The 14371-nt window shown below is 50.8% G+C and carries 10 protein-coding genes and 1 other annotated feature; of the genes, 6 read left to right on the top strand and 4 right to left on the bottom strand.

Features of this window, described 5'->3' with window-relative positions; all coding sequences use genetic code 11:
• The coding region (locus tag DEF47_RS19975) for a hypothetical protein (protein WP_287045313.1) at positions 1–494 on the bottom strand (494 nt) is incomplete at its 3' end.
• 51 nt (positions 495–545) lie between these two features.
• Positions 546–3830 (bottom strand): CPBP family intramembrane glutamic endopeptidase, encoded by a 3285-nt coding sequence (locus tag DEF47_RS19970; RefSeq protein ID WP_012190513.1) that lies wholly within the window; start codon positions 3828–3830, stop codon positions 546–548.
• A gap of 353 nt (positions 3831–4183) precedes the next feature.
• Between DEF47_RS19970 and DEF47_RS19965 the strand changes: the two genes are divergently transcribed.
• Entirely contained in the window at positions 4184–4834 is a 651-nt protein-coding gene (locus DEF47_RS19965; protein ID WP_012190512.1) for a DedA family protein, read from the top strand.
• A gap of 91 nt (positions 4835–4925) precedes the next feature.
• The gene (locus tag DEF47_RS19960) at positions 4926–5324 is read left to right on the top strand and encodes a hypothetical protein (RefSeq protein WP_012190511.1); all 399 of its coding nucleotides are present in this window, start codon (positions 4926–4928) and stop codon (positions 5322–5324) included.
• On the opposite strand, the gene aroQ is transcribed toward DEF47_RS19960, so the two are convergent.
• On the bottom strand, positions 5321–5755 hold the full coding sequence (aroQ, locus tag DEF47_RS19955) for a type II 3-dehydroquinate dehydratase (RefSeq protein ID WP_012190510.1): 435 nt from the start codon (positions 5753–5755) through the stop codon (positions 5321–5323). The genes DEF47_RS19960 and aroQ overlap by 4 nt on opposite strands.
• Positions 5756–5840: 85 nt before the next feature.
• On the opposite strand from aroQ, the gene DEF47_RS19950 reads away from it, so the two are divergent.
• The 4 genes from DEF47_RS19950 (at position 5841) to DEF47_RS19935 (ending at position 12324) form a co-directional block, all read left to right on the top strand.
• Positions 5841–6341: a hypothetical protein gene (locus DEF47_RS19950; RefSeq protein WP_012190509.1), complete on the top strand. Its 501-nt coding sequence runs from the start codon at positions 5841–5843 to the stop codon at positions 6339–6341.
• Between the two features lie 227 nt (positions 6342–6568).
• Positions 6569–6825: a binding site (T-box leader), on the top strand.
• A gap of 44 nt (positions 6826–6869) precedes the next feature.
• Entirely contained in the window at positions 6870–10055 is a 3186-nt protein-coding gene (gene ileS, locus DEF47_RS19945) for an isoleucine--tRNA ligase (protein WP_012190508.1), read from the top strand.
• 75 nt (positions 10056–10130) lie between these two features.
• Positions 10131–10466 (top strand): DUF952 domain-containing protein, encoded by a 336-nt coding sequence (locus tag DEF47_RS19940; protein ID WP_012190507.1) that lies wholly within the window; start codon positions 10131–10133, stop codon positions 10464–10466.
• A gap of 283 nt (positions 10467–10749) precedes the next feature.
• Positions 10750–12324 carry an alpha-amylase family glycosyl hydrolase gene (locus tag DEF47_RS19935; RefSeq protein WP_012190506.1) on the top strand — a complete coding sequence of 525 codons (1575 nt, stop codon included), beginning with the start codon at positions 10750–10752 and terminating at the stop codon, positions 12322–12324.
• 57 nt (positions 12325–12381) lie between these two features.
• Here the strand turns inward: DEF47_RS19935 and DEF47_RS19930 are convergent, their stop codons facing one another.
• Complete coding sequence (locus DEF47_RS19930) at positions 12382–14133, bottom strand: dynamin family protein (RefSeq protein ID WP_012190505.1); 1752 nt, start codon at positions 14131–14133, stop codon at positions 12382–12384.
• Between the last annotated feature and the right edge of the window lie 238 nt (positions 14134–14371).

Below are 14371 nucleotides of genomic sequence, written 5' to 3'. Positions count from 1 at the left end.
CCCAAGGGCAGGCTTTGCAATTGCTTGCTACTGTTGGGGTCGTGTTCGCCTGGTGGCAGCACCAACGAACGCCGCACCGGCTGAGGAATTAACGCAGCCTTAGGAATTGGCGCAGCGCTGAGTCCGAAAAACTCCAGAGCAAAATCGTGCTCAGGCGGACGATTTAAAATTTCGCCCTCGACCATAATCGTTAACAAACGATCAAAATTTGCCACCATGTCGGCATTAATACTATGCGCTGGTTTAAATAAATTATCGGCAGCATTCCACTCGAAATGGCCCGAACGCCGCGTCAACAGCCAATCCACCGCATCTTCGCCAATTTGGCCATGTGGGTCTACTTGGCCATGGCGTAAAATCCCATCCACAAAAAATAAATGCACCCGATCTATGTGATCGATCCATGTGAGTCGGCCCGATAATTGTCGCCGTTTCACGGTTTCAACCACTTGTGGTAGATCGTGAAGGTGCGGGATTGCCGCCAATGAATTCATAACATCCTCCACACCAAACAAGTAGCCCGCTGAGTGATTGTATAGGTCTGATTAATTTTCTGCATTTTGTGTTTGCCACCATCCACCGAGATACCACCCGCAAAAGCCACAGAGCAACACAATCAAGGCTGCGCCGTTCAGTTGCAATGCAAGTGGGGTTGTTGCAAGTAAGGTTAGGGCGGCTGGTACAATGTTTGCCAACCATAAAGCAACAGTTAAAGCCAAGCCATTCCAGCGCAGCATGCGGCCAAGCCAAAAGCTCAACAGCACAGCTAGCCCTAAAACGAGCCATTGAGCTGGTTCGCGTAACGGCAAGAGGACCAATGCCATTCCAAGACAGGTAATTGCCAAGGCGATCTGCTGCTTCCCACGTACTACCCATGTTAGCATGCTCAGGCTACCGATCAAGAGCAAACTTGTGGTAATTGCATCAAATGTTGCTTGTAATAGTATATCAAGCATTGCTGATTGTGCGTTCAATGGTTGAACACTGGCCCAAAACCCAGCTTTGGCTGTTGTAAACCCAATGCTGCTGCGAATCAGCAAGATCCATGGCACGATCAAAATCCCTAACACAATGCTTTCGCGCCGCAAAACTTGCGCTCGATCAGCCACAAAATCTTGAATTCGATGCGGAATTGCCCGTATAAAAGCCTCAAGCGGCAATTGTTGCTCGTTTTTGGTCAGGTTCCAAGCGGTCGCCGCGCCTGCTCCCAATAAGGCTAGCTCGCCACCATTCAAGACGGCATTCGCCAAGGTTTGGCTGATTGCTAAAATAAAGCGTGGTAGTTCGCTAACTTGGGCAAATGTCCAACGCCCAGCACCTTGAATTAAGTAGCCAATCCCGGCAATAATTCCTAGCCAAACCCACGGCCAAAGCTCAGTACGCCGCCGAAAAATGCCAATCAAGCCCAAAATTGGCAAGATTGTGGCCGGAATGCCACGCAAGGCGCTGCGCAAATTGCTCAGAATGCTTTCGCTCAGGGTAGTTTGGTCGCGCTCACGCCGATATTCAGGCGGGGTATACATCGAGGGCGAGCTGACAATTACTTGATCGCCAGCTACGGTTACCTCGAAGCGTCGATAGGCCTCGCCAATCCATGGCATTTTAGTCTGCCAAACAAAGCTATAATCATTGCGATTGGGCTTTTGGCTGGTACTAGTATTACTCAACTCATACTGATCAAGCGCGATAAATTGGCTGGCATGGGTGGTTGCGATCGTTTGCGCTTGTTCGAGCGTGGTTGAAATCGCCTTGGCATTTTCGGGCAAACTTAAGCGATACGATAGCAAACGCCCAGCTGGATCGAGATATACCAACCAGCTATACTCAGGTCGATCCCAATTCGACCAGCGCACGCTCCAGGCGCGAACTGTGCCTTTTTCAATCGCAGCAGCGGTTTGCTCAGGGTCTAGTTGATCGTAGATATAGGCTAAATCAAGGTCAACCCAATCGGCCACGACCGTAACACTGGGGTTCAGGCCTGTTAGATCGATTTTGCGCTCTTGGGCGAGGGCCTCGGTGCGGGTAACCATATCTTGGCGCACGCCGTTGCGGGTCAAGGCAGGCGCACGATTCAGCCCAATCACCAGCAACATAATGACCGCCAAGCCCGATAGACCTGCAAACAGTTTCCAATCGCTTCGCCATTGCCAGCTTAATTGTGGCACAACTGGCTCGGGCACTTGGGGTGGCAGCGCGGCGCGAATTGTATTATCGCTCTCAAGCGGAATTCCCCGCAATTGGCGAATGATGGCCGGAACCAGCAACCACAACACCAGGGCGGCGGCGGCAATCCCGCTAAGCAAATAGAAGTTATTGGTTTTCCAAAAAAGTGGCACATACAGCGAGGCATTGTAGGTATAGTGGGCCGCGATTGAGGCCAACACGCCGTAGCGCACGCTCAAAAAGCCAAACAAAATCCCGATAATGCTTAATTCAACCACGCGAATATAAAACGGATGTTGGGGATAGGTGGCATGCAGTGCGGCCCAAACCACGGCTGTCACAATGATTGCCAGCTTGGGCCGACCAAAATAACGGGTCAACACCGTAATCCCGCCCAAGCGAAAGATCAATTCCTCGCCGATCGCGGGCAACAAGCCCAGCGCCATGCCATACAAGGCGGGAAACGGCGTAGCAATCGTATCATCATACAAGGGCGTAACGGGCGACCAAACCCCAAAATAGCGGCTACCCAAGGCATAAAAGGCCGAAACAAAGCCTAGCTGGAAAATTCCAACCAAGCCGCCAACCCATAAAGCCTGCACGACTGGGCGACTCACTAACCCACGGTGGGTCAAGGTTTCGCTCAACGAAACAGTGCCCTCGGTTTCTTCCCAAACTAGCGCCTCGCCAGCCATGCCCGCCAAAATAATTGTGGTGGCGATTGTGACCAGTTGACCAACATAACCACCAAGTACATTGCCCCAGTAAACCGGCAGGCTTTGGTTAATATCATAATGAGCCAAATCGAGCGGAATGCTGTTGAGCATGACCAACACGCCGACCGCCGCGACCGCTGCAAACAGGCGTAAGGCCCAACGCCAGCGTAATCGCCCCCGCCGTGCCTGAATAAACCAAGCCACGCCAATCAAGGCAGTCAGGGCATAGGTCAGCGTCCAGCCAGTGTGGTTGAGAATACCACCACGGCGCAGTTGCCAATCTTTATCCAAATACCACGATTGGGGCAGCCAATAATACTCGCCACGCTGGCCCAATTGATCGCCAGCAATTGTAACACTGTAGCGATATTGAGCCTCAGCATCGCTGATATCACGGCGCTGCCAAATAAAGGTATGGTCGGTACGATTGGGCTGTTGATTGGTAAATTGATCGAGCAAGGTTAATTGATCAAGCGGAATTGGCAATTGAGCTTGGGCCAGAAGCAAGGCCTCGGTTTGGCTCAACGTTGCTCCAGCCGCTTCATCAGGGCGCATATGATTAATTGCCAAGATGCGGCCTGTGGCTGGTGAAAGACTAATCGACCATTGCTCTGGATCAAGCTCACGCCAAAACCGCACATTCCAACTGGCCAGATTAAGATCTTCGTCAACCCGTTGGTTGAGCAGTGCGCGGCTGCGTTCGCGAATCAGATACGATTGAGCATCGTTGTTCGAGCCAAAAGTGATTGTTTGGGTAAACTGGCTGGGATCGCCACCCGCTGCCTGTAATGCTTCGACTGAGCGTTGTAAAGCCGCCTCACGATCCAGATTAAAGCGAATCTCGGCCATGGGCGTTGATTCTGCGGCAAACACAATCGCTAAGAAAATGCCAAATATTGCTAAAAGAACAAAAATTGGGGGAATCAGTCGTTTGGTATCGGGCTTATGCACGCCATCCCTCCATCGCTGTTTGGTTGCTAGCCTAAGTATAAAGCAAAGTTAAGCATGAGGGATGAATTATGAAGGATGAAAGAGGGGCTAGGAATCAAGGATCAGGGAAACGCAGTGGCGAAACACAAAGTCGATTGGCTATCGTGGAAACATTAAGCAAATCTGTGAAATCTGTGGCTAAAAACGTAACCTTCGTGCTCTTCGTGTCCTTCGTGGATCAACTACTAGCCCCCGATCCCTAACAACTGACTCCTCAGCTATCACTTGTCGAAACATCGAGATTAGGGTATTGTTTGCAAGCGTGGCCTACGGATGCCGCCCACGAACCCCCACTTAAAGGAGCAGAAACACTCATGTCAGAAATAATGGACAAAGTTCAAGCAATTATTACTGCGATTATTACGGCGTTAAGCTACCCCGGCATTGCGTTGGTGATGTTTGCCGAAAATCTCTTCCCCCCGATCCCTTCAGAATTGGTGATGCCATTTGCTGGTTTTATCGTTGGCAAAGGTGAGATGAACCTTGTTGCAGTGTTGTTGGCTGGCACAATTGGCGCAGTGTTGGGTGCGCTGGCGCTCTATTATATTGGTATGTGGGCCGACGAAACGATTATTCGGCGCTTTATCCGCCGCTATGGCAAATTCTTCTTTATCAGCGAAGCTGATATTGATAAAACCTTGGGCTTCTTTGCTAAATATGGTGAAATCGTGGTATTTACTGGCCGCTTGATTCCCTTGGTACGTAGTTTAATTTCAATTCCGGCAGGCATGAATCGTATGCCCATGGGGCGCTTTTTGCTCTGGACAACCTTTGGCTCGTTGATCTGGAATGGTCTTTTGACCTATGCAGGGATTGTGCTTGGTTCGCAATGGGAAAATGTGCTTGGCTTAGTTGATCGCTATGAAAAAGTTGCCTTGGGGATTATCGCTTTGGGCCTGATTTGGTTTGTGGTAAACCGCATGCTCAAAGTTCGCCGCAACCGCGCCGCATCTAAGCAGGTCTAGCCGAAAGCCCTTCCCCCGACTGATTGCAAATCAATCACGGTACGTATCATAGAGAGTGCGTACCGTGATTTGCGGTTAATAAGGAGTTACCATGGCGGTTTTTGTGGAACAAGAAGCCATTTTAGAATTATTACAAACCTCGCGAGCAGCTAGTTTGGCGGCGATGCAGTATGTGCAGCCCGCCGATTTAGCCCAATTAATTGCCTTAGAGCAACAAGCTACCTATGATTGTGCTGCCCATGCCAATCAGTCGCCACAGCTGGTTGATGCAGCCAACAGCCTTGATCAATGGCAACAACAACGCCAACAACTGGCCCAAGCCATCGCGGCAATTCCATGGGCTGGCTATACTCAGCGCATCCAAACGGCAGCAGGAGCGTTGTATTTAGGCGAGTTGGTTAAGCGTTTGATTGCCGCCGAGCATCAGCAATTATCACAACTTTTGCATGCGGGCCAGCATCCAGCGATTATTGACCAATGGGCTGATTAAGCCGATTTGCGCTGGATAAACCAATCGAGCGCATACAGGTAGCCTTGCCAACCAAGCCCGCTAATTTGGCCTTGGGCAATTGCCGCCACCACTGAATGATGCCGAAAGGCTTCACGGGCATAGACATTCGATAAATGCACTTCGATGATCGGCACATCCATCAAGGCTAAGCCATCGCGCAGGCTCAAACCATAGTGAGTGAGCGCGCCTGGGTTGATAATAATGCCCTGAATCTTGCCATAATGGGCGTGGAGCGTATCAACTAATACACCTTCATGGTTCGATTGAATGAAGCTTAATTCGATGCCTGCGCTGGTTGCTTTTTCGCGCATAGCGTTATGAATATCGGCCAGCGAGGTTGAGCCATAAATTGTTGGCTCACGTTGGCCAAGCATGTTAAGATTTGGGCCTTGTAGCACTAAAAGCTGCATTTGAAATTGCTCCTGATTGCCAAATTGCAGGCCATTGTGCGGCCAAGCTCAATCTATGTCAATCGGAGCCAGCGAGAATTAATTGATGGAATTTGAACTAACCAATGCTCAGCGCGAGGCGATGCTTCAGGCTTGGCAAACGCTAAGTGACCAAGCATTGCCTGAGGAGCGGCTTTCGTTTGCTGGGTTACAAGCATTGCCACGTTTGGTTGAGCAAGCACTGAACAACGGTGATCAAACGAGCCTCACCGCAAGCTTAATCAACCCAATCTATTGGCATCAAACTGCCAGTTATGGTCATGGCTTGTTGGCCCGCGAACGGCGAGTGCCAATCGATCATGCGGCCTATCGCTTGAGTTGGTGGCTCTGGCTGCGACTTTACAATCTTGCCAATGCCCAGCTTTGGTTTGATCAAGGTTTGCGCTATGCCACGCTTGGGCAGTTTACTGCTGAGCATCAAGAGCCAGCTGCTTGCCCGCTCCAAAATGGAATCCAGGTTGAATTGGCGGCAGTGCTTGAGCAACGCCTGCTTGTGCCAAGTGGCTTTCATTGTTGTCATGGTTTAGTCGCAAGCAACAAGGCTTGAAATATGAACGCAGAGGCGCAGAGGGTGTATGGCTCAAGGCTATAGGTTATTAGGTTTTGATGCTCCAATGTATCTCCGATAGCCCATAGCCTTGAGCCATGCTCCACGCTGCGCCTCTGTGTTAAGTGTGCTGCTAGGTTCTTTTTGGCTTCTGACTTTTGCCTTTTGCTTTCAACGCTCAGACTTTAGTCCTTTGACGGCTGACTTTTAATTATGGTACAATCGGGTCACAGGCGTTGACGGAGCCGAGTAGTTGGGCTAAAATCTGAATCAGCGAGCGTGCAAATGGTGTGAGGCACGTATCAGTAACCCCAACCAAAATCTCTCCTGAGCCGAACGCTGAACCCTTTGGCAGTAAGCGAACCGGATATCCCCCGTTATCGGGATGACGTTGTGATGGCAACGGCTTAAAGTGGGTAGTTCGTGCAAACGACTATCAAGCAGGGTGGTACCGCGAGGTCTTTTTGATAACCTCGTCCCAGCAGTATGGGGCGGGGCTTTGTGTTTTTAGTCAACGAGGAGTCAACAATGGCGTTTGCAGCAGTTGATCCCAAGGTGTCGTTTCCGACGCTTGAGGATGAGATCGCCGCTTGGTGGGAAGCCCATGGCATCGTCAAAAAGACGCTTGACCATGGTGATGCTTCGCGTCCGTTTGTCTTTTTTGAAGGGCCACCCACGGCCAATGGCCGCCCGGGGATTCACCACGTCGAGGCTCGTTCGTCTAAAGATATTATGGTGCGCTTCAACCGCATGCTTGGTAAAAAGGTCATCGGTGCTCGCGGTGGCTGGGATACCCATGGCTTGCCAGTCGAACTGGAAGTTGAAAAGAAATTAGGTTTCGCAGGCAAACCCGACATCGAAAAATATGGCATCACCGAATTTAATGCTGCCTGCCGTCAATCAGTGTGGGATTACATCCAAGAATGGGAAAAGCTGACCCAGCGGATCGCCTTCTGGATCGATCTCGAAGATCCCTATATCACCTATGACAACAAATATATCGAGTCGTTGTGGTGGATCTTCAAGCAATTGCACGAGCGCGAATTACTGTATCGTGATTATAAAGTGACGATGCACTGCCCCCGCTGTGGCACATCGCTCTCGGATCACGAGGTCGCCCAAGGCTACCAAGATAATACCGACGATCCATCGGTGTGGGTGCGCTTCCGCCATACGCCGAGCGACCATGCCTTAGATGCTCAAGTGGCCGATGCTGCTTTCTTGGCCTGGACAACTACACCTTGGACTCTGCCAGCCAACGCTGGTTTGGCGGTCAATCCTGAGGCAACCTATGTGCTAGCCGAGCACGAAGGCCAGCGCTATATCTTGGCTGAAGCTTTGGTTGGGGCGGTGTTGGGTGAAACTGCCGCCACGCTTGCTAGCTTTGTTGGTGCTGATCTGCGTGGCTTGCGCTATACGCCGCTGTTTCCTGGGGTTGGCGATAATGGCGCAGCGATCGATTTGAGCAGTGCTTATCGCGTCGTTGCCGATGAGTTCGTCTCGTTGGAAGACGGTACGGGGATCGTGCACATCGCGCCAGCCTATGGCGACTTGGAAATTGGTCGCAAGTATGGCTTGCCAACCTTGTTCTCGGTCGAGTTGGCGGGCAAAGTGCTGGGCAGCTTTGAAAGTTTTGGCTTTGCAGGCATGTTCTTCAAAGAAGCTGATCCAAAAATCACGCGCTATTTGAAAGAACAAGGCTTGTTGTTCAAATCAGGGCGAGTGCTGCACACCTATCCATTCTGTTGGCGCTGTAAAACACCGTTGCTGTTCTATGCCAAGCAATCGTGGTATATCCGCACGACGGCCTTGAAGCAACAATTGATCGCCAACAACAAAAAGATCAATTGGGTGCCTGAGCATATCCAAGCTGGGCGTTTTGGCAACTGGCTCGAAAATAACATCGACTGGGCGATCAGCCGTGAGCGCTATTGGGGCACGCCGCTACCAGTTTGGACATGCGATACCTGTCAGCATATCGATGTGGTCGGTTCGTTGGCGGAGCTTGGCGAACGTTGGGGTCAAGATACTGCCAATCTGGATATGCACCGTCCATTTGTTGATGCACCTAGCTGGTCGTGCCCTGAGTGCGAAGCTGGCACGATGCAGCGCATTCCCGATGTGGCTGATTGTTGGTTTGATTCAGGTGCGATGCCAGTGGCGCAATGGCATTATCCGTTTGAAAATCAAGAACTGTTTGAAGTTGCTGGCCAAGCCGATTTCATCTCGGAAGCAATCGACCAAACTCGTGGCTGGTTCTACACCTTGCACGCAGTTTCAACCTTGCTCTTCGATCGCCCAGCCTACAAGAATGTGATCTGTTTGGGTCACTTGTTGGATGGCAAAGGCGAGAAGATGTCCAAATCCAAGGGCAACATCGTTTCGCCATGGGAAATGGTCGAGAAGTATGGCGCTGATGCGGTGCGTTGGTATATGTTTGCTGCTGGTCAGCCTTACAATCCACGCCGTTTCTCAGCCGATTTGGTCAGCGAATCGTTGCGCCAGTTCTTGTTGACCTTGTGGAATACCTATAGCTTTTTCACAACTTACGCCAATGTCGATGGTTGGACACCTGAATTGGCGCAAGGCGATTTGGCGGCGATCGATCGCTGGGCCTTGGCACGGCTCAACGCATTGGTGCGCGATGTGCGCAACGATCTGAGCAATTACGATATGAACACACCAGCCAAGCGGCTCGAACAATTCGTTGACGAGCTTTCAAACTGGTATGTGCGACGTAATCGGCGGCGTTTCTGGGGCAGCGACATGAACGGCGATAAGCAAGCTGCCTATTCAACCTTGTACACCTGTTTGGTCACGATTTCCAAACTGATGGCTCCATTCACGCCATTTGTGGCCGAATCGCTGTATCAAAATTTAGTGCGCAGCTACGACCAAACTGCCGCCGAAAGCGTGCATATGGCGCTGTATCCTGAAGCCAATTTGGCGCTGATCGATGAAGAATTGATTCGCAAAACCGACTTATTGCTCAAGGCTGTGAGCTTGGGCCGCGCCGCCCGCAAGAACGCTGGCATACGCGTGCGTCAGCCACTGAGCGAAGTGTTGGTGCGCTTGCCACGCGGCGAACAACTTGATGAACTAAGCGCTGAACTGAGTGACGAACTCAATATCAAGTCGGTGCGCTGGCTTGGGGTGGGCGATGGCTTGGTCAGTTATCGCTTCAAGCCCAATTTGCGCTCGGTTGGCAAAAAGTTTGGCAAACTGGTTCCAGCATTGCGCGAAGTGTTGGCGAATCTTAGCAGCGAGCAAGCCGCCGATGCAGCGCATAAAGTTGAAACCGGGGCCAGCTTCGAGGTTGTAGTCGAAGGCGAAACATTAACCTTGGCCGCCGACGATGTATTGATGGAAGCTTCATCGCCCGAAGGCTACGCTGTGGCCGAAGGCGAGGGCTTGTTAGTAGCCTTAGTTACGACGCTGACTGATGAATTGCTGCGCGAAGGCATCGCCCGCGAAATCGTGCGTAACCTCAATGATGCGCGTAAGGCCGCTGATCTAGCGATCACCGATCGTATCAATGCAACCTTGGGAACCGAGGTTGATTTGGCGGCAGTCGTAGCTGAATATGCCGAGTACATCAAGGCCGAAACCTTGTGCGAGGTGTTGAGCGTTGGCGATGCCAATGCTGACCATCACACCAGCAGCATGGAATTGGAACAAGGCAAACTAAGCCTCGGCATTAGCAAAATCGGCTAATCCGAGTACAATCAATGCGGCGCATACAAAGCCTGTATGCGCCGCATTGATTCATTGTTTGCTAAAGGAATGTCCATGTTGTTGCACATTATTTCCCCCACCGAGTGGCAGCAGGCCGTAGCTGCTGGTGAATATCGCCCGGCTTCGTTGGCCGACGAAGGCTTTATCCATTGCTCGACTCCTGAGCAAGTACTAACTCCTGCCAATTCGTTTTATCGTGGTCAAGCTAATTTGCAATTGTTATGTATCGATCCCGCGTTGCTCAACGCCAAACTAGTCTATGAAGATTGCTACGAGACTGGCATGCAATTTCCGCATATCTACGGGCCGCTCAACCTTGATGCCGTGTATAAAATTGTGGAATTTCCGGTTAATTCCGATGGCACATTTGATTTGCCAAAGCTAGATTAGATCGGGAGCATGCCCTCACTCCCTGACCCCCTCTCCCGCCCAGCAGGCGAGGAGGAACCACGAAACCAAACGCCCCTCGCCCACCGCAGTGGGAGAGGGGTTGGGGTGAGGGAACAATAACAGTTGCCAATCTCATAAACCATTACAGATAGCCTTCAGTCGATAGCCTTTCTCCTTCTCTACGCCGCTGCGTTAAAATCCGATCCCCAAACCCCATCAACCGATCCCCGATTCTCAAATACCGCTACAATAACCCAAGCACTCTGCTAGTGAAGGACTAAATATGAAAAAGCTTTTGAGTGGCCTGCTTTTAGCCGGGGTGATTGTGGGCTGTGGCGGCCAAGCAACTCCAACCGCTGTTCCGGCAACAGTGACCAGCCAATCAACCCCAACCAGCCAAGCCTTGAATCCAACCGCTACTGCCGCTACTGTGGTTGATAACTCAATTACGCCAACGCCATTGCCAACCAAACCAACAGCCCCAATCTTTACCGCTGACGATGAGCGTTGGGCTGGCCGTTCGATCTACTTTATTATGATCGATCGCTTTGCCAATGGCGACCCAAGCAACGACAACGCCGATGGCTTTGGGGCAGATCGTAGCGATCCACGGCGTTGGCATGGCGGCGATTTTCGCGGCATTATCGAGCGGCTCGATTACATCAAAGGCATGGGCTTTGGCGGCATTTGGATCACGCCAGTCAGTAAGCAAAATTCAACCAATGCCTACCATGGCTACTGGCAATACGACCCCTACCAAATTGACCCGCATTTTGGCACGCTGGAAGAATTGCGCGAATTGGTCAGCGAAGCCCACAAACGCGATATATTGGTGATGCTCGATGTTGTGCCCAATCATATGGGCGATTTCTTGCCTGGCTCGAAAGCTGCCCCGCCATTCGATGACCCAACCTGGTATCACAACAAGGGCAACATTCAAAATTATGGCAATCAACAAGAGGTTGAAGATGGCGATTTGCTCGGGCTTGATGATTTAGATCAGGATAATCCTGCTACCCGTGCTGAATTACTCAAATGGATTGCTTGGCTTAAAACCGAAACTGGGCTTGATGGCTTGCGAGTTGATACGGCCAAACATTTGCCCAAAGATTTTCTCCGTGAGTTTGATCAAGCGGCCAATACGTTTTCGCTGGCTGAGGTATTTAGCAGCGATGCGGGCTATGTTGCGCCCTACACCGAATTTAACGACGCAATTTTGGATTACCCCTTGCACAGCGCCTTTAAAGAAAGTTTAGTCGGTGGTCGCACGTTGTTGGTGATTCAGCGCGTGCTCGAAAATGCCGATCAACAGTATCGCAATGTCCATGTCAACGGCACATTTCTCGATAATCACGATAACGAGCGCTTTTTATGCTTGGCAACTGGCGGCCCCAACGCCGATAAAACCACTCAATTGCGGCAAGCTTTGGCGGTGCTCTATAGTTTGCGTGGCATTCCGATTGTCTATTATGGCACCGAGCAAGAACTCAACGGCTGCAAAGATCCCTTCAACCGCGAAGATGCCTTTGAATTGAATGCGACTGATGTACCAGTCTATCAATGGATCAGCCAACTCAACCAGATTCGCCAAGCCCATCCAGCCTTGCAACGTGGCACACTCGAAAGCCGCACAACTCCTAGCGATGCATGGGCCTTTCAACGCACGGCGGGCAACGATACGGTCGTAGTTTGCATCAATAACACATGGAAATCGCTCGACTTGGCAGTAACTGGTTTGACTGAAATTGCTGATGGTGAGGTGTTGACTGATGCGCTTGGTAGCGGTCAAATGAGCGTTAAAAATGGCGAAATGAATTGTGCTCTACAACCAAAACAGGTGCTGATCTATACCCGTTAATTCTTGTGGTAAACCCAGCGCCAAGCCTGAAGCTGGTTTGGCGCTGGAGTTTGTTGGCTACAAAGCCTCTATTTCGCCGCGCAAACGACCAAGCGCTTGCTCAACGCTGGCTAGTTCGTTGCGAGCGTGTTGCAGTTGCTCATTTTGGAATTTGACGAAGCGAGTGTACGGCGCAACGGTTTCAGTCACCCGCTCGATCGATTGATCGATTTCAGCATAGACTTGTTTGCTCAACGAGCGCACAATTTTATCGCGCAGTTCGCTAACTTTTTTGTGAAACTCGCGCTTGGCCTGGGCGCGTTTGGCCGGAATCAAATAGGCTCCGCCTGCAACTGCCAACACACTCAAGCTGATGCCGGTAAAATCGAGTAACGCGCCGTGCGCCAAAATCACAAATAATGCGCCAAAGCCGACCGCGCCAACGCCAGTCAAGGCGGTTGTAGCAATTGTGCCTTGCAAATCCATGGCTAATTGTTTGGCTTCAGCATCACGATTGTAGCTTTGCACAATTTGGCTGGTGCTACGACCAACCGAATCGATCAACGATTGACGGTTGTAGTTGAAATTTTGGCCAACGTTGCCAACCATCTCATCTTTATGGCGCGAAATTTGGCGACGATCGATATAAGCATTAACGTCTTGCCACAATTTGAGATTGCGCTCGATCAACCAATCAATAATTTGCTGGGTAATGCGATCAGTTTCAGCATCGAGATCGCCCACCACTTGATCGCGAAAGCGTTGTTCAAGCAAATCTTTTTTGATTAAATCGCGTGCTCGGCCCAAACGAATTTGTTCATCGAAAAAGCTATGGCCACGCTGCTCAAATTCGTGAATCAAATTTTCGAGCTGGGCAATCCGCGGCGTGAAATCACGTTGCATATCAGCTTTGTAAACCTGAATTTGGCCCTCGATATTGTTGATCGCCTTGATATCTTCGCTTAGGGTGTGCAAGCGCTCGTCGGAAGCAGTGCGATAGGTTGTGGCTAGCTTTTGGCCAACGCCCAAGGGATTGAGCAATTTGAGCCGTACCCGTTCACCTTGATCAAGCGTGCGCAGCAAATATTCTTCCATGGCGTTGAAGCCACTTTCGGCCCAGAGCTTGGGGTCATCGTTCTCGCGGGCGCGTAAGGCCGAGCGAGCCGAAACCGCAAAAATCATCGGGGTGCTGCCAAGCAAGGTGGTGGCATTGCTGCGCACAAATTCGATGACCTCGCCGCGACCTTTTTCATCGAGAATATCAATTTTATTGATCACCAAGACGATTTTTTTGCCCCATTCGCGAATATGCTCGAGGAAGGTGCGCTCGCTCTCGGTAAAAGGCCGATCGGCTGACGTGATAAACAAAACCAGATCCGAACGTGGCACAAAGCGTTTAGTCAATTCCTCGTGACGACGAATAATTGCATTCGTGCCAGGCGTATCGACGATATTCAAATCGCCAAGTAACGGCGCAGGATGGGTGCGCAACAACAGAAAATCTTCGAGCAATTGCGAATCTGGTTGCTCGCCAAAACGCAAAATATTAATGCGATCGGTGGTTGGCGTAACCCCTTCAGGCAACACACGATCGCCGAGCAAGGCATTGATAAAGCTCGATTTACCAGCGTTGAACTCGCCAGCAACCACAATTAAAAAGAGTTCGGCCAGTTGTTCAGTGGCTTCGCGCAAACGAGCAGCATCAGTGGCGGTCACATCAGCGCCAAATTGCTCCAACGCATGATGCAAACGATCAAATAAGCTTTGCTCGGCAGCGCGTAGCTCAGCTTCACGTTCACCAAGAATGGATTGAGCGCCAACATGGGCCATGGATTGGTCCTTATCTCTATGAGTAGGGTGCTACTCAATCTGACTGCGATTGTTTATCTAAAGTTGCAATGATGCTGTTGATTAATCACAACTCGTGCCATAAAAATCTGCATACCCCTAGCGCCATCAGTTCAAAAGTAGGGTTAATTAGCCAACCAAATTATTGGCTGTCAACATTCATCGGCGATCACCACCCTTCCGTCCCGCTTCAAGGCGGGAAACGCAGGGGGCTTTAATC

Origin of the sequence: Herpetosiphon sp. (genome assembly GCF_003512625.1) — a bacterium.
Lineage (GTDB): Bacteria > Chloroflexota > Chloroflexia > Chloroflexales > Herpetosiphonaceae > Herpetosiphon > Herpetosiphon aurantiacus.
This window is presented reverse-complemented; position numbering and strand designations above follow the sequence as displayed.